Origin of the sequence: Prodigiosinella confusarubida (assembly GCF_002847015.1) — a bacterium.
GTDB classification, from domain to species: domain Bacteria; phylum Pseudomonadota; class Gammaproteobacteria; order Enterobacterales; family Enterobacteriaceae; genus Prodigiosinella; species Prodigiosinella aquatilis.
This window is the reverse complement of the sequence record NZ_CP025085.1, coordinates 1,489,122-1,510,701: the sequence shown is the minus strand read 5'-3', so window position 1 is coordinate 1,510,701 and position 21,580 is coordinate 1,489,122. Positions and strand designations below refer to the sequence as shown.

18 protein-coding genes and 1 pseudogene are annotated in these 21,580 nt (G+C 50.7%); 8 read left to right on the top strand and 11 right to left on the bottom strand.

The annotated features are described in order from the left end of the window. The first annotated feature begins 8 nt into the window (after positions 1–8). The 3 genes from rdgB to CWC46_RS06925 all read left to right on the top strand — a co-directional run bounded on the left by rdgB (position 9) and on the right by CWC46_RS06925 (position 2,018). On the top strand, positions 9–602 hold the full coding sequence (gene rdgB / locus CWC46_RS06935; RefSeq protein WP_021017598.1) for an RdgB/HAM1 family non-canonical purine NTP pyrophosphatase: 594 nt from the start codon (positions 9–11) through the stop codon (positions 600–602). Further along, positions 595–1,734 carry a radical SAM family heme chaperone HemW gene (hemW, locus tag CWC46_RS06930; RefSeq protein WP_021017599.1) on the top strand — a complete coding sequence of 380 codons (1,140 nt, stop codon included), beginning with the start codon at positions 595–597 and terminating at the stop codon, positions 1,732–1,734. Before rdgB ends, hemW begins: the two co-directional genes overlap by 8 nt. A gap of 164 nt (positions 1,735–1,898) precedes the next feature. Then, a complete protein-coding gene (locus CWC46_RS06925; protein WP_416354395.1) occupies positions 1,899–2,018 on the top strand; it encodes an entericidin A/B family lipoprotein in 120 nt (39 codons plus the stop codon). Between the two features lie 109 nt (positions 2,019–2,127). Here the strand turns inward: CWC46_RS06925 and CWC46_RS06920 are convergent, their stop codons facing one another. From CWC46_RS06920 to ltrA, 4 genes are all read right to left on the bottom strand, one after another. Beyond that, positions 2,128–2,583, bottom strand: coding sequence for a GNAT family N-acetyltransferase (locus CWC46_RS06920; protein WP_021017601.1), 456 nt, complete (start codon positions 2,581–2,583; stop codon positions 2,128–2,130). A gap of 51 nt (positions 2,584–2,634) precedes the next feature. Continuing rightward, positions 2,635–3,843 carry a lysophospholipid transporter LplT gene (lplT, locus tag CWC46_RS06915; RefSeq protein ID WP_021017602.1) on the bottom strand — a complete coding sequence of 403 codons (1,209 nt, stop codon included), beginning with the start codon at positions 3,841–3,843 and terminating at the stop codon, positions 2,635–2,637. Beyond that, complete coding sequence (gene aas, locus CWC46_RS06910; protein ID WP_021017603.1) at positions 3,840–6,002, bottom strand: bifunctional acyl-ACP--phospholipid O-acyltransferase/long-chain-fatty-acid--ACP ligase; 2,163 nt, start codon at positions 6,000–6,002, stop codon at positions 3,840–3,842. Before aas ends, lplT begins: the two co-directional genes overlap by 4 nt. A gap of 335 nt (positions 6,003–6,337) precedes the next feature. Then, positions 6,338–7,726, bottom strand: coding sequence for a group II intron reverse transcriptase/maturase (ltrA, locus tag CWC46_RS06905; protein ID WP_021017604.1), 1,389 nt, complete (start codon positions 7,724–7,726; stop codon positions 6,338–6,340). A gap of 839 nt (positions 7,727–8,565) precedes the next feature. Here ltrA and galR point away from each other — a divergent pair. After that, positions 8,566–9,591 carry an HTH-type transcriptional regulator GalR gene (gene galR / locus CWC46_RS06900; protein WP_021017605.1) on the top strand — a complete coding sequence of 342 codons (1,026 nt, stop codon included), beginning with the start codon at positions 8,566–8,568 and terminating at the stop codon, positions 9,589–9,591. A 75-nt stretch (positions 9,592–9,666) separates the two neighbouring features. Here the strand turns inward: galR and CWC46_RS06895 are convergent, their stop codons facing one another. From CWC46_RS06895 to CWC46_RS06880, 4 genes are all read right to left on the bottom strand, one after another. After that, positions 9,667–10,434 carry an FCD domain-containing protein gene (locus CWC46_RS06895; protein WP_021017606.1) on the bottom strand — a complete coding sequence of 256 codons (768 nt, stop codon included), beginning with the start codon at positions 10,432–10,434 and terminating at the stop codon, positions 9,667–9,669. Between the two features lie 119 nt (positions 10,435–10,553). Next, a complete protein-coding gene (locus CWC46_RS06890) occupies positions 10,554–10,871 on the bottom strand; it encodes a PTS sugar transporter subunit IIB (RefSeq protein ID WP_021017607.1) in 318 nt (105 codons plus the stop codon). Positions 10,872–10,883: 12 nt separating this feature from the next. Continuing rightward, on the bottom strand, positions 10,884–12,320 hold the full coding sequence (locus tag CWC46_RS06885) for a glycoside hydrolase family 1 protein (RefSeq protein WP_021017608.1): 1,437 nt from the start codon (positions 12,318–12,320) through the stop codon (positions 10,884–10,886). Between the two features lie 15 nt (positions 12,321–12,335). After that, entirely contained in the window at positions 12,336–13,676 is a 1,341-nt protein-coding gene (locus CWC46_RS06880) for a PTS sugar transporter subunit IIC (protein WP_021017609.1), read from the bottom strand. A gap of 420 nt (positions 13,677–14,096) precedes the next feature. Between CWC46_RS06880 and CWC46_RS06875 the strand changes: the two genes are divergently transcribed. Then, positions 14,097–15,143, top strand: a complete 1,047-nt coding sequence (locus CWC46_RS06875) for a LacI family DNA-binding transcriptional regulator (RefSeq protein WP_021017610.1) — start codon at positions 14,097–14,099, stop codon at positions 15,141–15,143. Positions 15,144–15,387: 244 nt separating this feature from the next. Here CWC46_RS06875 and CWC46_RS06870 read toward each other — a convergent pair whose 3' ends face one another. Next, on the bottom strand, positions 15,388–16,062 hold the full coding sequence (locus CWC46_RS06870; RefSeq protein WP_021017611.1) for a glutathione S-transferase family protein: 675 nt from the start codon (positions 16,060–16,062) through the stop codon (positions 15,388–15,390). A gap of 84 nt (positions 16,063–16,146) precedes the next feature. Further along, complete coding sequence (gene yghU, locus CWC46_RS06865; RefSeq protein WP_021017612.1) at positions 16,147–17,001, bottom strand: glutathione-dependent disulfide-bond oxidoreductase; 855 nt, start codon at positions 16,999–17,001, stop codon at positions 16,147–16,149. Positions 17,002–17,117: 116 nt separating this feature from the next. Here yghU and CWC46_RS06860 point away from each other — a divergent pair. The 3 genes and pseudogenes from CWC46_RS06860 to tnpA form a co-directional block, all read left to right on the top strand. After that, positions 17,118–17,348 (top strand): annotated as a pseudogene (locus CWC46_RS06860) (response regulator); the annotation flags it as partial. A gap of 142 nt (positions 17,349–17,490) precedes the next feature. After that, on the top strand, positions 17,491–19,557 hold the full coding sequence (locus CWC46_RS06855) for a TonB-dependent receptor family protein (protein ID WP_021017614.1): 2,067 nt from the start codon (positions 17,491–17,493) through the stop codon (positions 19,555–19,557). A gap of 185 nt (positions 19,558–19,742) precedes the next feature. Beyond that, positions 19,743–20,201, top strand: coding sequence for an IS200/IS605 family transposase (gene tnpA / locus CWC46_RS06850; RefSeq protein ID WP_021017615.1), 459 nt, complete (start codon positions 19,743–19,745; stop codon positions 20,199–20,201). Positions 20,202–20,309: 108 nt separating this feature from the next. Here the strand turns inward: tnpA and CWC46_RS06845 are convergent, their stop codons facing one another. Further along, positions 20,310–21,434, bottom strand: a complete 1,125-nt coding sequence (locus tag CWC46_RS06845; RefSeq protein ID WP_021017616.1) for an ABC transporter substrate-binding protein — start codon at positions 21,432–21,434, stop codon at positions 20,310–20,312. Between the last annotated feature and the right edge of the window lie 146 nt (positions 21,435–21,580).

Below are 21,580 nucleotides of genomic sequence, written 5' to 3'. Positions count from 1 at the left end.
AATAACACATGCAAAAAGTGGTTTTGGCTACGGGTAATACCGGTAAGGTGCGTGAACTCGCCAGTCTACTGACAGATTTTGGTCTGGATATCGTGGCGCAAACCGAACTGGGTGTCGATTCTGCCGAAGAAACCGGACTGACCTTCATTGAGAACGCGATTCTGAAGGCACGCCATGCCGCAAAAATCACTGGTTTACCCGCCATTGCCGATGATTCTGGTCTGGCAGTTGACGCATTGGGTGGCGCACCGGGTATCTACTCTGCCCGCTATGCCGGAGATGCAGCCAGTGACCGGCAAAATCTGGAGAAACTGTTAATCGCGTTGAAAGACGTGCCAGATGAACAGCGATCTGCCAGTTTTCACTGTGTACTGGTCTATTTACGTCACGCGGAAGATCCAACACCACTGGTGTGTCATGGACGCTGGCCCGGCATCATCACTCATGCTGCTGCTGGAGAAGGCGGATTCGGTTACGATCCGATCTTTTATATCCCTGAATTGGGAAAAACTTCCGCCGAACTGAGCCGCGCCGAAAAGAACCTCCATTCGCACCGTGGACAGGCATTACGCCTGCTGCTGGACGCATTGCACCATGCTTAAGCTACCGCCACTCAGCTTGTACATTCATATTCCCTGGTGTGTACAGAAGTGCCCGTACTGCGACTTCAATTCTCACGCGTTGAAAGGTGATGTACCACATCAGGAATATGTGAAACATCTGCTTGCGGATCTGGATGCCGATTTACCGCTTGCCGGCGGTCGGTCTCTGCATTCCATTTTTATTGGCGGCGGCACCCCCAGTCTACTCAGCGCCGACGCCATGCAACATTTGCTGGACGGAGTACGGGCACGCTTACCACTGGAGGAAAACGCCGAAGTCACCATGGAGGCCAATCCCGGAACAGTGGAAGCCGAACGCTTCAGTGGCTACCAGCGTGCGGGCATTAATCGCATTTCCATCGGTGTGCAGAGTTTCAGTGCGGAGAAACTGGCCCGGCTAGGGCGCATTCACGGCCCACAAGAGGCCAAACGTGCGGCACAATTAGCATCAGGGCTTGGTTTACGCAGTTTCAATCTTGATCTGATGCACGGCTTGCCGGATCAATCGCTGGAAGACGCACTGGACGATCTACACCAGGCGATAGCACTTAATCCACCGCATCTGTCGTGGTATCAGCTCACAATCGAACCCAACACGCTGTTTGGCTCACGCCCTCCCGCCTTGCCGGACGATGACGCCTTGTGGGAGATTTTCGAACGTGGTCACCGGTTACTGAGTCATGCAGGCTATCAACAGTACGAAACCTCCGCCTATGCCAAACCGGGCTACCAGTGCCAACATAACCTCAACTACTGGCGTTTCGGCGATTATTTGGGTATTGGCTGCGGCGCGCATGGCAAACTAACATTTAGGGATGGGCGGATTATGCGTACCGTTAAAACTCGGCATCCACGCGGCTATATGCAAGGGAATTACCTGCACCAGACGAATGACGTTGTTGCCAAAGAGCGCCCGTTTGAGTTTTTCATGAACCGTTTTCGTCTGCTGGAACCTGCGCCACGTGCGGATTTCATTGCCTATACCGGGTTAACTGAAAATGCCATCCGGCCACAGATCGAGGCGGCGATCACACAGGGATATGTGATCGAAACAGACAGCCACTGGCAGATTACCGAACATGGAAAACTGTTTCTTAATTCATTGCTGGAACTGTTTCTGGACGATGAATGACGATAACCTCAGTGATATCAAGCGGTATCCTTGGTTTATCGGAAATAGCTGAAACACACGAGTACCTTGAGTAGCTCACCACACCATATTGAATTTCCTTGCTGAAATATGACAAAGTGGGCACAGAATTCAAACCGAGATAACAGGTAACAATTATGAAAATAATGAAATTACTGGCGGTAGTGCTGTTGATGACCACAACGTTAAGCGGCTGTAATACCACTCGCGGTTTTGGTCAGGATGTGGAGAAACTGGGCAGTAAGATTTCCCATTCAGCCAGCTAATTGCGTCATTGCTGATATCCCGCTATTAACCCTCGGCACCCACACGCCGGGGGTTATTTTTTCGCTAAGATGCGGTAATAACATCACATCAAAGAGACCAGACAGATCGTTAAAGCGTCGTTCGCATATCAATATGGGGAATACCGTCTTCATCATAGACGTCGCCAGTGGTCATAAAACCGAACTGACTGTAAAAGCGCTGTAAATGGACCTGTGCGGAGAGAAACAGCGGCTTCTTTGGCCAGTGACGGGCGCTGACTATCAAAACGTGCTCCATCAATTGATGTCCAACATGTTCCCCTCTTGCCGGTGATGCGACAATTACTCTGCCGATTTTCACTGCATCATGGTCTGAATGAGGAGCCAGTATGCGGGCATAGGCCACCAATTTACCGTTTTGGTAGGCCGTTACATGACGGTTACCGACCGTTAAATCTCTGCCGTCGATATCCTGATATGGACAGTGTTGCTCGACCACAAACACCTGATTACGCAGCAACAGAATGTCATGTAACGAATAGAGGTTGAGATCATCAATACCCCAGTCATGCCATATAAGATTCATATCAACTCATCCGGTAATATATTCAGCACGATGTGATTTGCCCCGTTGTTGTTAATTACTACGCCGTTTGGTCACGATTAACCAGGCCCAAAGTGCAACCATCGCCAGCGCAAACAATATACCGAAACCGATTCCGATAACGATAATAGATACGCCTAATTTAACCACGAGTGAATACAGTGCCAGCATCAGTAACATGGCGCTGTTTTCCCCCAGATTCTGCACCGCAATAGCGTGCCCCGCACCAACACTCGCCTGACCCCGTTCTTGCAGCAGTGCATTGAGCGGCACGATGAAAAATCCTCCCAGCACCCCCAGAATAATCAGACAAACATAAGCATTCAGCAGACTGTGTTGCAGGGTAAAAATCACCACCATCACGCCAATCAACAAACCCGCTGGCAGACAACGCCAAACCGTATTCAGCGTCACCAGACGCCCGGCAGCGGCGGCGCCGAGCACAATCCCGACGGCGACTATCGCGTTCAGCAGCGTCGGTGTCGAGTTATCACTGATACCGAGCGCCAGCGGCACCCACAGCACCAGTAAAAAACGTAGTGTAACACCCGCCCCCCAAAACATACTGGTCCCGACCAGCGTAAAACGCGTCTCACCATTGCGCCATAACACCCTACTGGCAGAAAAAAACGCCAGTGTCATCCGCCACGGATGCCACGATGCACCGGGACGCGCCGCGGGCAAACGGGGAATCAGCAGGTTAGCCACCAGCGCAATGCCATACACCAGCACACACAGCGCCAGTGCGCCATAAATATTCCAGTCAGCCAGTACACCACCTGCCACAGAGCCGATCAGAATAGCAGCGATGGTCGATGCTTCCATCAGTCCATTGGCTTTTACCAGTTGGTTGCCACAGGTGATTTCTCCCAAGATACCGTACTTCGCTGGAGAATAGCCCGCCGCCCCCAACCCCACCAACGTATAGCCCAAAAAAGGGCTCCCGCCGAAACAGATCACTAACGCGCCCGCCAGTTTCAGTCCGTTTGACAACATCATGACCCGACCTTTGGCAATACTGTCAGCAAACTGGCCAACAAACGGAGCCAGAATGATGTAAGCCGCCACAAACCCCATTTGCAGAAAAGGCTGGCTCCAGCTGGGATAATGTAGGAATTTCACCAACGCCAACGTGGCGAACAACAAGGCATTGTCGCCAAAAGCGGAGAAAAACTGCGCTACCATAACCGCCTTCATACTACGGGAAAATAGCGATGTGGCGTTCTCTGGAACGCTACTCATCGCTTCTGCTCCGATTGCTCTGCCATTTGCCGCAGCGTCACGAAATCCGGCTTACCGCTACCCAACAGCGGCAACGCCTTCATATGCCGGATATCTCGCGGCACAACCAGCTCTGGTATGCCGCTATAACGTGCCTGCGCCAATAAGCGTTCGCGCGTCAGTTCGGCATCAGTCGTAAACAACACCACGGCTTCTCCTTTGCTGCTGTCATTTTTGGCGCTGGCGGCATGTTGCCCATCGGGTGAGATCTGCAAAGCCAGAAGTTCTACACTTTCCAACGACACCATTTCCCCCGCCAGTTTAGCGAAACGTTTAATCCGGCCGACGATGCTACAGAAGCCTTGATCGTCCAGGTTGGCAATATCACCCGTGTCATACCAGCCCTCTGCCTGATGACCTGCGGCATTTTCAGCCATGGGTATTTCCAGTTCGCCAGGATGTTCGACCCGCAGATAACCCTTCATCATATTCGGGCCGCGCAGTTGCAAACGGCCGCCATGAGCGATGCCGTCCACATCAATCAGACGCGCTTCCATCCCCGGCAACAAGCGACCAACAGTATGAATTTTCGCCGCCATCGGGACATTAATCGCCACCACGGGCGCACACTCTGTTACCCCGTAGCCTTCCAGAATGCGAATACCAAACTTATCCTGCCAAAGGTTGCGTGTGCTTTCTGACAATTTCTCCGCTCCCGCCACCACATAGCGCAAGCGGGCAAAATCATACGGATGCGCAAAGCAGGCATAATGCCCCAGAAAGGTGGATGTGCCGAACAGGACGGTACAATTGCGATCATAAACCAGCTCTGGAACTACACGATAATGCAGAGGACTGGGGTAGAGAAATACCCGTGCACCGGTCATCAGCGGGGTCAAAAGTCCGACAGTCAACCCGAAAGCATGAAACAACGGTAATGCCGACATAAAGCGATCGTGGGGCGTAAAGTCGGCAATGGTACGAATCTGCTCAACATTAGCCAGCAGACTGTCATGAGAATGCACCACACCCTTCGGGTTGCCTTCCGAACCGGAGGTAAACAGGATCATCGCCACATCGTCCGGTTGCTGGAAGCTCATGGCTCGCACCGGGAACAGCAGATGAAACAGGATCCACAGTTTGTCGCTCAGCGTGACGGCCCCTTTCAAATCCTCCAGATACACCCAATTGGCTTCAGAAACCTGCGATGGCAAGTTGGTCAGCTTACCCTTTTCCAGAAACTGGCGGGACGTAACAATGGTTTTGATAGAAGCCGCGGTTACCGCACTTCGCAACCCGTTGGCACCGGTAGTGTAATTCAGCATCGCCGGCACGCGACCACTCAGCGACGCGCCCAGGATCACCGCCGCCGTGATGGTAGTATTCGGCAATAGCAAACCGATATGTTCTTTTTCGGTGGTAAAACGCCGCAGAATACGCGATACGCCCAGCGATTTTTTCAGCAGCGACTGATAGCTGTCTTCTTTGAATGCAATATCCTCGATACTGGCCGAACTGTAGCCATAGCGGGAGCAGGCGGCAAGAAACGCCTGATACAACGTATGCGGCGGACGGATCGCCATTCGGGCATCCATCATAATCCGGTGCAGATGCTGTCCGGCCAGCTCACGGCGGGCTCTGGCGGTCTCTGCTGTCGGCATCGGTAATGGTACTGGAGGCAGGAAATGAATGGAGATCGGCGGAAACATCCGGTATTTGACCACGCCAGCCAAGCGGCTCAACGGGGTAAACTCCGGCCCTTCCAGTCGTACCGGAACCACCACGGCACCGGCGCGTGCTGCCACAAACGCGGCACCACTGTATATTTTCATCAATGAACCGGTGACAGTAATGCGCCCTTCCGGAAACACCACCACCGGACGCCCCTGTTCCACAATACGGATTAGTCGTTTGAGCGCCAACGGCTTGGTGGGGTCCAGCGGCACAAAGTCAATATAGTGCTGAAGCCAGCGCATAAACCAGCGCTCAGAAATGTGGGAATAGATGGCAAATACCGGTTTGACGTTTACTGGCAGGAACAGCACCAACAATACGCCATCGAGAAACGAAACATGGTTCGGGGTAATTAATAACCTCGAGTGTTGGGAAAAAACCTCGTCACCGGTAATACGAATACGGTACAGATGCCGTAATAACCAACGTAAAAAGGTAAAAATCATCCCACCTCCTTATGTAATAAACGACATGACCTGAATTGGAGTTGCCGTATACGTGATGGTTCAAAATGGATTAGGCAAATAACGAACGGCTCAAAATACTACAGCTACTTGATAGTCACCATAATAAACAGAGAAAAGGCGCTGAATAACGCGCCCAACCCGGCGCAACCAACTTTGCGCTTGTCCTGACTTTGGCGCGTCTATCTGCCAGTATTGATGGTCTACGCTTGCTTGCCGTTATCATGTAAATAAGTACCGGATCGAGTAGGAGGCGGGATCACTCCCGCCGTCCTCTCACACCACCGTACGTGCGGTTCCGCATACGGCGGTTCATGTTAACACTGGAACTGTCGGTGGCAGTCCAGCAGTGATACCAGTCCCAGCCTTTCGAACCACTTCTTCTTTAGCGCCTGATTCATATGGCTGGCTCCCGCATTCCACCACGGTCCGCGCTGGTTACACGCCGACGCCCATCCTCTGACTTCACTAAGACCCCCTTTCATCAGCATGTTGGCTCGGGTTAACGTTCGCTTCCATTGTCGCCAGTACAGGCAACGCAGTTTGCGTCTTATCCACCCATCCAGCTCTTCCAACACGCCTTTGACTTGTGTCAGCCGGAAGTAGCTTATCCAACCACGCAGCACTGGTGTGAGTTCACTGATAGCTTTTCTCACTGATTTTGAACCATTTCCCGTGGTCAGGCTTCGGATTTTATCTTTCAGCCTGTCTATACTACCGGGGGCAATTTTCAGTCGGGCTTCTTGATGCCATGTGAAGCTATAGCCAAGGAACTTGCGCTCCCAAGGCCGTGCAACTGCACTCTTGCGTACATTCACTTGTAATTTCAGGGTGTTCATTAAGAACTCGCTGATATCCTTCTGTGCATGCTTGCCTGCCTTTTGGCTGCTGACATAAATGTTGCAGTCATCGGCGTAGCGGCAGAAGCTGTGGCCTCGTCGCTCCAGCTCTTTATCCAGTTCGTCCAGCAGGATATTTGATAGCAGCGGCGATAACGGCCCGCCTTGTGGCATGCCTTTATCCCGTTTTATCACCTCTTTTCCTTCCACCATGTCTGCTTCCAGATAACGGCGGATTAGTTTGAGTAACCGCTTATCTTTGATGGTTCGGGCCAACCTCGACATCAAAATGTCGTGGTCTACCCGATCAAAGAATTTCTCCAAGTCCATATCCACAACCCAGCGTTTGCCACTTTGAATATACTGCTGTGCTTGGCGCACCGCTTGCCACGCATTGCGGTTGGGTCTGAAGCCGTAGCTGGAATTTGAGAAGCTTGGCTCTACATAAGGGCTTAATGTTTGCGCTATCGCTTGCTGGATAAGCCGGTCCACCACAGTGGGTATGCCCAGTGTTCTCACGTCACCGTTCGGTTTCGGGATGTCCACTTTGCGTATCGCCCGCGGCAGGTAGCTGCCTGCTATCAGTGTGCCTTTGACACTGAGCCAGTGTTGTTTCAGCCATGGCTTTAACTCCTGCACAGTGAGCTTATCAACTCCCGCTGCACCTTTGTTTTCCACCACTCGCTGATACGCCAACATCAGGTTCTTGCGACTTATCACTGCGTCCATCGTTAACGACATTTCCGCTTTCGTTCGCCCATTGGCCGCCGTGTCAATTTCAACACCATCAGTCAGCACCGGCGAATTCTGTTCGCGTCCTCTGTTCATGGCAGCAGTAGCCTGCGCTTGTGCATCATCAATCAACATCGAGGTCCAGAGTCCTAATCACGGTTAACTATGTTCAGCCCTTCATGCTATTGGTCAAAAGCACTACTACGGCCTCGGCTGACTTCTGAACATCCATCCCGACACCTTCCGATGTCAGTAGCACTGTGGCAGATGTTCAGACCTCCCGGGGTAATTCGCGCGACCTTCCTGCTTATACCTGTCGACTTTACGTTGCAACATTCCGTGCAAGTATTGGGCTTTAGTGATATTGGCCACCTTACCCTGCTACAACGCCTTAATCGCTTCCTGTTCGTCAGGCCAGCATTTTGCTTTCGGCTTCCTTCAGATTTCACCTCGCGATGAACACCCTTGCCGTTCAGCTAACACTTCCCCTTGCCGGGTGTGTAGAGGACTCGCACCTCCAAGTCATCTGTTAACCACCACAGTCAACAGATAGCGCCTGTCAAGACGCTGCGCGCCATGCCCGGCGCACCAAAAAAAAACCTACGCATCTGCGTAGGTTGGTGCAATTTGAATGGTCCAATGTGATGAACACATCGATTTGTCACCCATCAATACCTCTGGGACTTATTACTCTAGAGAGAGTTATCGTAATTCACTAGCGCATAATCGAAAGATAACTGCTCGAAGTGCAACCAACTGTAAAATTATACTGAATCATGTAATAACCAACCTGTAACGCCGGATAATCTACGGCCTGATTTACCATGACAGTGGCAGGATACTTACTGAAGTTGCGATCCCAACCCCTTGCAGTAACGGATTTTTTTCGTGACACTGCACAGAGCGGCACAACGTCATAAACGCTTTATTCAGGTTCGTTCAACCCTAACACAGAGATAACCCGGGAAGACATAATGGCTACGATTAAGGATGTTGCCAAACTGGCAGGCGTATCAGTAGCTACGGTGTCGCGTGTCATCAATCACTCGCCGAAAGCCAGTGAGCAGGCTCGTAGCGCAGTATTCGATGCCATGCAGCAGTTACAATACCATCCGAATGCCAACGCCCGTGCGCTGGCCCAGCAATCCACGGAAACACTAGGGCTGGTCGTGTCTGACGTTTCCGACCCCTTCTTCGGCAGCATGGTGAAAGCCGTAGAACAGGAAGCCTACCGTACTGGAAACTTTCTGCTGATTGGTAACGGCTATCATATTGCCCAGAAGGAGCGCCAGGCCATTGAGCAACTGATTCGTCACCGCTGTGCGGCGTTGGTGGTCCATGCCAAAATGCTGCCGGATGAAGAACTGGTGCAATTGATGCAGCAAATTCCCGGAATGGTGTTGATTAACCGCATTCTGCCCGGATTTGAATCCCGTTGCGTGGCGCTGGATGACCGCTACGGTGCCTGGCTCGCTACCCGCCATCTGATTCAGCAAGGACACCGCCAGATTGGCCTGCTTTGTTCCAATCACCCGATTTCTGACGCGGCTGACCGTTTGCTGGGGTATAAAGACGCGCTGGCAGAAAACAGTATTCCATTCGATGAGCAGTTGGTTGCCTACGGAGAACCTGATGAAACCGGTGGTGAACAGACGATGACGGAACTGCTGGTACGTGGTAAACCCATCACTGCCGTGACCTGCTATAACGACCCGATGGCGGCTGGCGCACTATCAGTGCTGAGCGATAACAGCATTGACGTACCCCAGGATATTTCGCTGATAGGCTTTGATGATGTCCTGCTGTCGCGTTATTTACGTCCCCGGCTTACCACCATCCGTTACCCGATTACCACCATGGCGACGCAGGCGGCCCAAATGGCATTAGCGTTGGCCAATAACACGCCGTTACCCAACGTGATCAACCTGTTCCACCCTACGCTTATCCGCCGTCATTCGGTAAACAACCTGACAGTGGCTAAAAAAATAGCAAACCCCTAATGAAGTCATAGCCTGATGGTGTAAACCGTACTGATCTATTTGGATCATCCGCGAAGAAACAATCTGCGCCATGCCCTACACTAATTTACCTTGAAAAATAGGAACAGAATCAAACAAATAGCCATCAAATTCTGGGGCATCAGCGTCTGAAATCTCCATTAAGGTTTTTTTGACATTTTCCAGGTGCTGCCACATGGTCTGATAAGCGCCGGTCACGTCACGGCGACGCAACGCCGCAAGAATGAGTTGATGATCCGCCAGCCATTTCAGACGATATCCCTGTGTGCCAACATGAATATACAGTTGCTGCCAGATAGGACTCTCATCACGGCACGACCAAATATTGCTCACTGTTTCCAGCAACATCTGATTTTGGGTGGCCCCGGCGATTTGCAAATGGAACATTTTATCAAAATCGCTACAGTAATCGTTTTTGGCGACGGCCGCCTGCTCCTGCTCCAGCGTATGCCGCAGGTTTTCGATATCCGCCCGGGTTGCCATACGAGCGGCAAATGCCGCAATATTACTTTCCAGTAGCTGACGCGCTTGCAGCATTTCAAACGCCCCAATACGGTTCTGCACACCAGAGGACGCGTCTTCGTCAGATGGAATACACAGCACATAGACGCCAGACCCCTGGCGGATATCCACGGTGCCTTCCAGTTCCAGCATCAGCAGCGCTTCACGCACAATGGTACGACTGACGCCATAGGTTTCCGCGATATTTCGCTCAGGAGGAAGACGTGACCCAATGGGGTATTTTCCCTGCCGGATCTTCTCTCTCAGATCACCACCGATTTCCTGGTACTGCTTTCTTTCTTGCAGAACTACGACCTTTGTCACGCTTTCACCCTAAACGGCAGAGAATTAAACACCGCTGTTGCCCCGGCAATGCAAGGCCAGATACACAAACGCGGACCAGGATATTCACCACCGGTCTGCGTCTTACAGCAACAATCGGGTCAGTTTACCAAACTCAGCGCCTGATCGAGCACTTTTGCACCGTTTAAGGTGCCATAAGCAACCGAGTCAATCACCGCGATGGGAATATGATACTCATCGGTCAGTTTTTTGTTCTCATTGAGCTTAAAGCGCACTTGCGGCCCCAGTAATACCACCACAATATCATTGCTGTATTCTTGCAATTCATCCCGCAGATTTTGTTCAGGAATAGCGTAAATTTTATATTCCAGTCCACGGGCAACCACCTCTTTCTCCATCTTGGTCACCACCAGCGACGTCGACATCCCCGCGGAACAGGCCAGCACAATACGTTTCATAATTGTTCCCCACTATTTGTCTTCATCATCCAACGTTACCTCCAACACCCGCGAGTCACGCACTTGCCTGAACCAGCCAGCCGATTTTTTGGGTCTCCGCTGCCGATCTTGATCCAGATCGATCTCTATCAACCCATACCGGTTTTTGAACGCATTCATTGGCGATACATTATCAGTAAAGGCCCACAACATGTAGCCGCGACAATCTGCCCCTGCTTCCCGCGCCTTAAGTGCCCAATATAGATGTTCAGCAATAAAGGCAATGCGGTAATCATCCTGTACCACACCAGAGCTGTCTTTGAACTGCCCTTCATTTTCAATACCCATACCATTTTCCGCCACGAACCAGGGGATATTGCCGTACTCGCTCTTCAGCCGCATCGCCATGTCATAAATAATTCTGGGATTGATTTCCCAACCGCGTGATTTATTCATACGACGGCCCGGTAGTTCAAAAGGCTCATAGTAGTAAGCCGGGTGGAATGGCGTATTTTTATTCCACTCCCGGCTGGGGGCTTTCACCCGGTGCGGGTAATACAGATTAATGCCCACTTCATCCACAGTGTTGTCACGAATAATCGACAACTCTTCGGTGGTGTAATCCCACTGAATTTGATGTTTTTCCAGCAGATCCATCAGCTCCGGCGAATATTCCCCCTTCAGAGCCGGGTCCAGAAACACCCGGTTGTAAAACAAATCGTAGAGACGCGCAGCCTCCACATCATGTGCCGCACTGGAGCGCGGATAAGTCACTTCCGGATTAAGAATTACGCCAATACTGCCGCCTTGTTGGTGGTAGCCCTTCTGGCGGAACAACTGCACTACTTTAGCCGTTGCCAGGTTTTTATGGTGATTCCACTGCATCCAGGTGTGGGTGTTTTGCTCATAGGGGTAACGCAGCGCATCCAGATAGATGCGGGTCTGGACGACGATCGGTTCGTTAAAAGTAAACCAGCGTTTGACTTTACCGGCATAGCGGGCAAACACGGCTTGCGCATAAAGAACGTACCGCTCCACCACGTGTTTAGACGACCAACCCTGATATTTTTCAAATAGATAGGCGGGAAGTTCATAGTGCTCCAGGCACAACATTGGCTCGATGCCCTGCTGAAGCATCTCATCCAGCAGGTTATCGATATAAGTAGCGTACTCTTCGTCAACAATGCCGTTTTCATAATCCAGCATGAAGCGTGACCAGTTGATGGAAGTACGGTAATGCGTCAACCCCACCTGCTTCATTAAAGCCACATCTTCACGATAACGATGGTAGAAATCTGTGGCTTGCGCCGGGCCATAACCGTCATGCCATACCTGACGATCCCGCTTGTACCATAAGTCCAGATAAGAATCCTGGCCGTCCTTCTTGCCACCCCAGCCTTCAGTTTGCCAAGCAGATGCGGCAGCACCCAGAATAAAATCAGACGGAATGGTGACAGATACCTTACTCATTACACCCTCTCTTGTTTAATTTTTTGCCGGATTCATCTCTGCGGCTTCAGCCTCTATCTGTGCCAATTCCGCACGCCGTGAGGCCACTTTGACAAACGGTAGATAGATCAGCGTGGCAACCACGATACAGACCATCTGAGTGGCAACCGCTCCCATTGAACCGGCGGTAGACAACCAGGCATTGATGACCGGTGGCGTAGTCCAGGGCACCATTACCACCGCCTTACCGGCAAACCCCATACTCGTGGCAAAGTAACCAATAGTGCCGGTCACTAACGGTGTAATAATAAAAGGAATAGCCAGAATCGGGTTAAGCATGATCGGCATACCAAATATCACCGGCTCGTTAATATTGAACACACAGGGCCCAAACGAAATCTTGGCGATCTCTTTCATCTCTCTGCGTTTAGAAGCCATCATGACCGCCAGCAGCAGGCCGATGGTCAACCCGGAGCCACCGATACTCATATACACATCCCAGAATGGCATGGTAATGATATTGGGAATTTCCTTCCCCTGTTCGAATGCGGTCATGTTGACCGCAATAGCCCCCAACAACAGCGGTTCACGAATCGGTTTGATCATCTGGTTACCATGAATGCCGATAACCCAGAACATCTGCGCCACAAACATCAGAATCAGCAGACCTGGCAAGCTTTGTACTACAGCTTCCAACGGTTGCTGTACCACCTTATAAATGGCGTCATACAGGTACATCCCCGTAACAGCATGGAACACAAAACCAAATGTGGCGATCACTGTCACGGTGATAATGGCCGGGAACAAGGCGGAAAAAGAGGCAGAAACATTAGGTGGAACACTGTCCGGCATTTTAATCTTCAGCCAGTCCACTTTCTCCAGCTTTGAATAGATTTCCACAGAAAGAATGGCAATAAACATCCCGAGAAAGAGGCTTTTTGTATCAGAGAACTGCTTGGCCAGCACATCTTTCACCGCTATCGTCTGACCATTGACCACCATGTCAATAGTGGTCGGCGTGATAGAGACAAGGCAGATCACTGCCAGCAGTCCGGGGAACAGACTACGGGAGCCATTGATGCGCCCCAGTTCGATACCGATCAGGAACGCCGCACCAATGGTGAGAAAACTCAGTGTCGCGTAATTGATCCCACTCATAATCGGCTTTAACGGCGCCAAAAACGAAAACATAGCAAAGCTGGCCAATCCGTTTCTGGGATCGAGCACCATGTTGGAGATCAACACCGAAAAAGCACCAACAATGATCACCGGCATTAAAGTAATAAACGACGCCTTAATGGCCATGATATATCGCAGGCTATTGAACTGATTGGCAAAGGATCCTAAAGAATCGATCAGTTGGTCCTTAAATGACATAACACCACCTCTTGATCATCATATTGTTATATCGCGGGTTTGATTGCCCCACAGATGGCCGTTACGCGCAGAGAGTGGACTACAGGTTCGCGCCTTTGCGTTTGGCATACCAAAAATAAAACAAATGAATAATTTTTCTGTGACATTGTTCTCACAAGCCAATATTGGAATTCCAATACCATGAGTTACGTTAATTTTGGCATACCAAGAGAGTAAATAATGGCAACAAACCGACGATCTGCTGGAAGCCAACCATTAAGGAAAACCTGGGATACCATTTCCAGCCACACGGATAGCGCGGCGAATTCCGGCGGTTTAACTTACCAGTACAGCAGCAAATCTGGGGATGGTCACGGCTATCCGACGCCCCTTGTGTTAGAATGAGGGATCTTAGCGATAAACCTAAACAGGTGAATTTCCATGATTACCATGCTTGATGTGGCCAATCACGCGGGGGTTTCCAAAGCCACGGTCTCACGGGTGCTCAACGGCACTGGGCAGGTCAGGCAAAGCACGCGGGATATCGTGTTCAAATCAATGAAAGAGTTGGGTTATCGCCCCAACTTTCTGGCCCGTTCGCTGGCAAATCGCCGTTCCAACAGTATTGGTCTGGTAGTATCCAATTTCGATGGTCCTTACTTTGGCCGCCTATTGCGCCGTGCCGCAGAATTGACAGAAGCCAGTGGCAAGCATTTGATCGTCACCGATGGGCATGACACACCGGACGATGAATTACAGGCGATTCAACTACTGACCGATCGCCGCTGTGACGCCATTATTCTCTACACGCGTCATATGTCTGACGAAGAATTGATGACGTTACTGAAGAACGCTACCGTACCACTGGTGGTGATCAACCGTGACCTCCCGCTGATGCGCGAACGCTGTGTATCCTTTGAACAGCAACAGGCGGTATTTCAGGTGGTCGATTACCTGGTAAAACAGGGTCATCGGGAAATTGCCTGTATCACCGGGCCGATGCAAACCCCTACGGCACAGACGCGCCTGGCGGGCTATCGACAGGCGCTGGCATTCCACCAGATCAAGTTCAATCCGCAGTGGATCGCCAATGGCGACAGTACCGTATCCAGCGGCTATCGCGCCGCCCAAGAACTACTGGCCCGCAATATCAACTTTACTGCACTGTTTGCCAGCAATGACGACATGATTGTCGGCGCGATGAAGGCCTTTATCGAAGCGGGCAAACAGCTGCCGCAGGATCTGTCTCTGTTTGGATTTGATGATGAACCTAACGCGGCTTACCTGCATCCCTCCTTGTCTACCGTTTATCTGCCGATAGAGGAGATGATCAGCGCGGCCATCACACAAGCGCTGAAGCTGATTGCCGAAGAGGACGTCAAACCACTTTCCCCATTCACCGGGGAACTGAAAATCAGGGAATCGGTACTACCGGGTCCCTACGCTTCAGACCCCCGACAATCAATGACAAACCACCATCGGCGTTAACCCGCATTCAGGTATAGCGACAAATCATCGCTATACCTGTTCATTAGCCCGAGACGCTCTTCACTATTTGACCATAATCCACACCAGAACGATGTGCAGATGAATATACACCAGCCGGAACGAGTAACGTTCAATGTCTGCCAAAACCAGTGGCAGAGAAATAACCGGCATACCATACAGAGTGGACAGCAGCTATGTTGTCTTGAAATAAAGAATGGCGATCGGTGGTGATGAATATCCGTCGTTAATGGGTGAAGTTCTGCGGGAACAGAGCACGCAGAGCGACCTCATCGCGTTCACTCTTGAATTGCACATCTTTACCCACTGCGCGGGCGCGCCCAACAGCAGGGCGGCTATCAATATGTTTAAACCAGCGGGCCAGATTAGGAAACCGTTGCAGCGCTTTGTCGTCAAGAACCATTGCAACGCGATCTATCCAACCCCATGCCGCCATATCGACAATGGTATAGCTGTTGCCTACCATGAACTCGCGATTTTTCAGATGCGCATCGAGGATCGCGTAATGACGTTCTGCTTCACGGCGGTAGCGATTAATCGCATAAGGAATCGGTTCTGGTGCCATGCGCTGGAAATGTACAGATTGCCCCGAAAAAGGGCCTAATCCAGTGGCAATAAACATCAGCCAGGATAACAACGCGCCCCGATCCTCAGGCTGGCCAAGGAAACTCGTCGTCTTTTCGGCAAGATACAGCAGAATTGCATTAGAATCGAAAACGACAGTGCCATTGTCGTCAATGGCGGGTAATTTTCCATTCGGATTGATTTGGCGAAAAGCAGGCAAATGCTGTTCGCCTTTGAGGGTATCAACCGGGATGAGCTCGTAGGGCAGACCGCTTTCTTCCAGAAAAAGAGCCACTTTCATTGGATTCGGCGTGGGATGAAAGTAAAATTTTAACATTTTGTTTTCCTTGAATCATAACAGCATCTGACTGACAAAAAGTGCGGGTTAACTGACGTCTCGCGGCGGATTTTCCCAGTGTTATTATCCGATGGATAGACCATCAAAATCCGAGGCATCATGGCGTTCAGCAAGCTGCTTGCCAGGTTCTCCCCTGGTTTTATTGACGATACTCCCACGTTTAACCGCAGGACGTTCAGCAATTTCCAGCGCCCAGCGCAGCAGATGTGGATAAGACTTCACATCCAGAAATTCGCCAGCCTCATATTGCAGCCCTTGAACCAAATTACCGTACCACGGCCAAATGGCCATGTCGGCAATCGAATACTCATCGCCTGCAATATAGCGATGATCTTGCAGTTGCCTGTTGAGTAGATCGAGCTGACGCTTGACCTCCATGGTGAAACGGTTAATAGCATATTCAATTTTGACAGGAGCATAGTGATAGAAGTGACCAAAACCGCCCCCCAGATAGGGTGCTGCGCCTTGTAGCCAGAACAACCAGTTCAGTGCCTCGGTACGGGCGGCAAGGGATTGCGGCAGAAAATGGCCGAACTTCTCGGCGAGATAAAGCAGGATGGAGCCTGACTCAAAAACCCGTATGGGCGGCGTTGCTGAATGATCCATTAGCGCGGGTATTTTAGAATTGGGATTCACAGCGACAAAGCCACTTGAGAACTGCGCCCCCTCACTAATCGCAATCAGGTAAGCATCATATTCCGCCCCTTGCTCCCCCAGCGCCAACAATTCTTCAAGCAGTATAGTGACCTTCTGACCATTGGGCGTGCCCAATGAGTAAAGCTGCAACGGATGTTTGCCAATGGGCAAGGTGGCCTCATGCGTAGCACCTGCCGTAGGGCGATTAATGTTCGCCCAGCTACCGCCGCTTTCACTATCCCATGTCCAGACCTTTGGTGGTTGATAATTGTTATCTGCCATTGTGATTTTCCTGTTCAGCGAAAAAATAGATGAGAGTGAGAAGATCATCATATTCGCACGTCATTAGCGTGATGCAAGCAGGCAATGACGATCTTTTTGAGTGGTTGGGGGAGCGTATGCTACCTGGCGTTGACAGGCTGGAAATTTGTTGGCAGACACGCTATACGCCAATTATCATTATTGGCGCACGTTCCAGAGCAATACACCGGTTATTAAATCCGGAACGGAGCGACGATGACTATCTGGAGAAACCGTTCCCCATGCTCAGCAAGGTTTTTTCCTATCTGAGTTTGTTGGATCAAGTGTGGGGTTATCAGCACGAAGGATATGAACATACTGTAAATACGCTCGTTAAAATCCCACAAGTTGAGTCTGGAATATCGTCAGCGTAAGGAAAGGTGCATAAATGTAAAATAATCCTTTTTATTTGGTAATGATTCGAAATATTATTATGCGAATCATTATCATTAACATAAAAGGATTGTGCTAATGCAATATAGTCGTATTGCCAGCGTTATTGCTTTAATTCTATGCAGTAACACCGCACTGGCAAAAGAAGAAACCATCACCGTTAATGGCAACATACTGGGTGACTCCGGGGCCGACGAAGTAAAAACCTGGCCCGGAAACCGTACGGTGATTACACAGGAGCAACTGCACAAAGACGCAAACCGGACACTGGATGATGCCTTGCAGCGCGTGCCAGGGGTAAAAATTCAGGATGAAACCGGAACCGGGATTTTACCCCAGATTTCGGTTCGCGGTCTCTATGACAGCCGTAGCGGTCGCACCCAGATTCTGCAAGATGGCATCCCCTTGGCGCTAGCGCCTTACGGCCAAGAGGGAATGTCACTGTTCCCGGTTAGTTTCTCCACTATCGATCGTATTGATGTGGTGCGTGGCGGTGCCGCCGTCCAATACGGCCCTAACAACGTTGGCGGTGTGATTAACCTCATCAGCAAACCGATCCCGGTGGCGTGGGAAAATGAGATTACTGAACGGGCGACTTTTTACGGACACGGGAAAAATCTCTGGGATACCTACCTGCGTACCGGTGGAATGGTCAATGACGATTTTGGTTTGCAGGTGGAACTAAACCAGGTCAAGGGGAACTCCTTCCGCGACCATAGCGCCAGTAAAGTCCAAAACTACCACCTGCGCGGCCTGTGGAACATCAACGAAGACACCACTCTTGACCTTTCTTATCAATATTACGATGCACATGCCGATCTGGCTGGCGCACTGACTAGTGCAGACTACAATGCCAATCGCCGCCAAAGCACCCGCCCCTGGGATGATTATGATGGGCACACCAAGCGCTACAGCGCGGTCTATAATCAGCAACTCGGTTCGCTGGGCTTTATCGACTCCGCCGAGTTGAACTGGATGTTTTTCGGACATGAATCTGACCGCGACTTTCATGTGGGCATGAGTCGCGTCTCCGGCCAGACCTGGAATCCGTCTTTGCCAGCCGATGTTGTGCAAAACTCGCCGCGTAATTTTAAAGTCTGGGGTACGGAACCCCGTCTGAGCCTGAATATTGATGGTGACAATGTGAACCAGCAATGGATCCTCGGCACCCGTTTCATCCAGGAAAAAATAGACTATCAGGTGAACCAACGCACGCTGGCAACCGGTACCACCACCACCACCCGTGACTGGCATTTTGATGACAAAGCCTGGGCCGGTTACATCAGTAACGCGGTAAAACTCTTTGACGATAGTCTGACCATTACCCCAGGTATGCGCTATGAGCACATTAGTGAAAAGTACCGGGATAGTGTTTCCGGCTTAAATACGTCCGCACCTGATGAACAGTGGTTGCCTGGTCTAACCCTCGGCTACCAGATGACGCCAGCGTGGTTCCTGTACGCCAATGCACAGAAAAGCCTGCGCCCGGCACAGGCCACTCAGATAGTTAAAGGCGGCGACGTAACGTCTGAACTTTCCTGGAACTATGAAAGTGGCGTCCGTTACACCCCAGCGCCGAATATCAGCCTGAATGCCGGTCTGTATCGTATCGATTACAACGATCAGGTTTCCTATAACAGCACCAATGATACGTATGAAAATATCGGCAAAACACGCCATCAGGGGATTGAGCTGGAAGGTTATTGGCAGCCGCAAGTTGTTCAGGGCCTGAAGCTGCACGCCGGTTATGCTTATCTTGATGCAGAACAGATGAACGGACAGTACAAAAACAACGAAGTGCCTTACGCTTCGCGCCACCAGATTACACTTGATGGTAGCTATGAATGGCGTGAAACCACGTTTACACTAGCCGGTTACTACTTCAGTAAATCCTTCTCGGATACGGCTAACACGGTTAATGAAAATGCCAACGGCTCGGCGGGTGAAATGCCATCCTACTGGGTATGGAATGCACAGATTAGTCGCGACCTGTGGAAATCCGGACGAAACCTGCTCAGTGGTTATGTCAGTGTGAACAACCTGTTTGATGAAGACTACTGGTTTCGAGGCATTGACACCAGCCCATGGGGACAACAACCTGCGCCAGGCCGTTCGGTGACCGTTGGACTGAGTTATAAGTTCTGACCGAGGTCTCAATACAGCCAGCCCGCTACGGGCTGGCCTTATTGTCTATAGAAAACCCCCAGCTAGGCTGGGGGTTCCGTAAAGCTTTCAGCTATAAGTCGGTTATAAAAACCCCTTTCGATTTGTTAAAACACCTTGCGGTCTGGCAACTGCAAAAGTTAAACAAAAAATTGAAAGGGGGCCCCATGGGGGACGAAAAGAGCTTAGCGCACACCCGATGGAACTGTAAATATCACATCGTTTTTGCGCCGAAGTACCGAAGGCAGGTGTTCTATGGAGAAAAGCGCAGGGCAATTGGCGGCATATTAAGAAAGTTGTGTGAATGGAAAAACGTGAACATAGTGGAGGCAGAATGTTGTGTGGATCACATCCATATGCTTCTGGAGATCCCGCCGAAGATGAGTGTGTCGAGTTTTATGGGATACCTGAAGGGTAAGAGTAGCCTGATGGTTTATGAGCAATTTGGCGATTTGAAGTTTAAATACCGAAATCGAGAATTCTGGTGTCGAGGGTATTACGTAGATACGGTGGGAAAGAATACATCGAAGATACAAGAATACATAAAGCACCAATTGGAGCAAGATAAGTTGGGTGAGCAACTCTCGATCCCATATCCGGGTAGCCCGTTTACGGGCCGTAAGTAATCTATAGATGCAAATGTCAGATCGTGATGCGCCTGTTAGGGCGCGGCTGGTAACAGAGCCTTATAGGCGCATATGAAAAACCTCCGGCTATGCCGGAGGATATTTATTTTACTGGAGCGTTAGAAAGAATAAGCCTGAGTAATCCACGCCGGTAAACTCTCGATAAAAGGCCACCAGATCATTGTGCGGATCAACATCCGTAAAGTGCTGTGGGTGGAAAAACTTCGCCATCGCTTCAAGCGCAATCACGTTAAAAGGGCTATCGTAGAATTGATGATAAATCGCCATCACCTTCTTATCTCGCACCGCTTTGAGAACCGAGAACCCAGTGCGAGTCATCAGGTGCTGAAGTTTCGGTAACGCAGTTTCTCGTGATGCCTCATAACCCAAAGGAACCGCGAGCGATTTACTGCCGCGCTGGCTCCAGTCTGCCCCGCTCAGCAGATAATAGTCCGGATTGTCCGTAATCAATTGCTCGACGTTAATATCCGCCCCTTGCTCGGGAACCTTGTTTTCGACAAGATTACGTCCGCCTGCCGCCGTGATAAATTGTCCAAAACTGTTGCGCCCAAAAACGGCGCAGCACATGTCGCCCGTCATACCGGCATGGTTCTCAAATATAACACCTGGCCACTGCGTCTGAGGGATCTGAGCAATACGACGCTGCACACGCTCAAGCAACTGCTGGTAGCGCGTGATAAAGCGTTGCGCATTTTGTGGCTGCGCAAAAACCTGGCCAAGCAGACGAATACTGGCCAAGGTGTTCGTCAGCGGCTGATGCCTGAAATCAATAAATATCACCGCAATACCACTTTTTTCCAGCAGTGAAAGTGTTCCGCTATCGCGCAGTCTGGGCAGCAGGCCAGTGTCAAAAATAATCAGATCAGGCCGTAAAAGAAGCGCACGTTCGACGCTGAAGCCACTGCGATAAGGGTTATCAAAAACGGTAATTTTGCTCAGTTGTGGATAACGTTGCTGATAATGGCGTGCCATATCCGGCGCCCGGCGAATAAGTGAGTCGTCCCAGGCAACAATGTCGCTCAGAGGTGCGTCCGGGTGAATAATGTTCATCGCCAACAACATACGGCTATCGCCGAGTATTACCCGTGATACCGGCACATTAAGTGTTACTTTTCGCCCCGCCATATCCACTACCGTGAGCGGTGATGCGGTACTTAGCGCCGGTGACAACAACATCACCAATGAAATCAAAAACCAGATTGCTCTGTTCATCGTTATCTCATGTTAAAAAAGTGAATATCAGCACTATATATCTGTCATCCTTCACGTTGCCGGTGCGTTTTGGCCGCGTTCACGCCCCGAATCACTTACTGACGTAAGCTCGGCAACATTCATTCTCTCGCCACCGTCCCGCATCC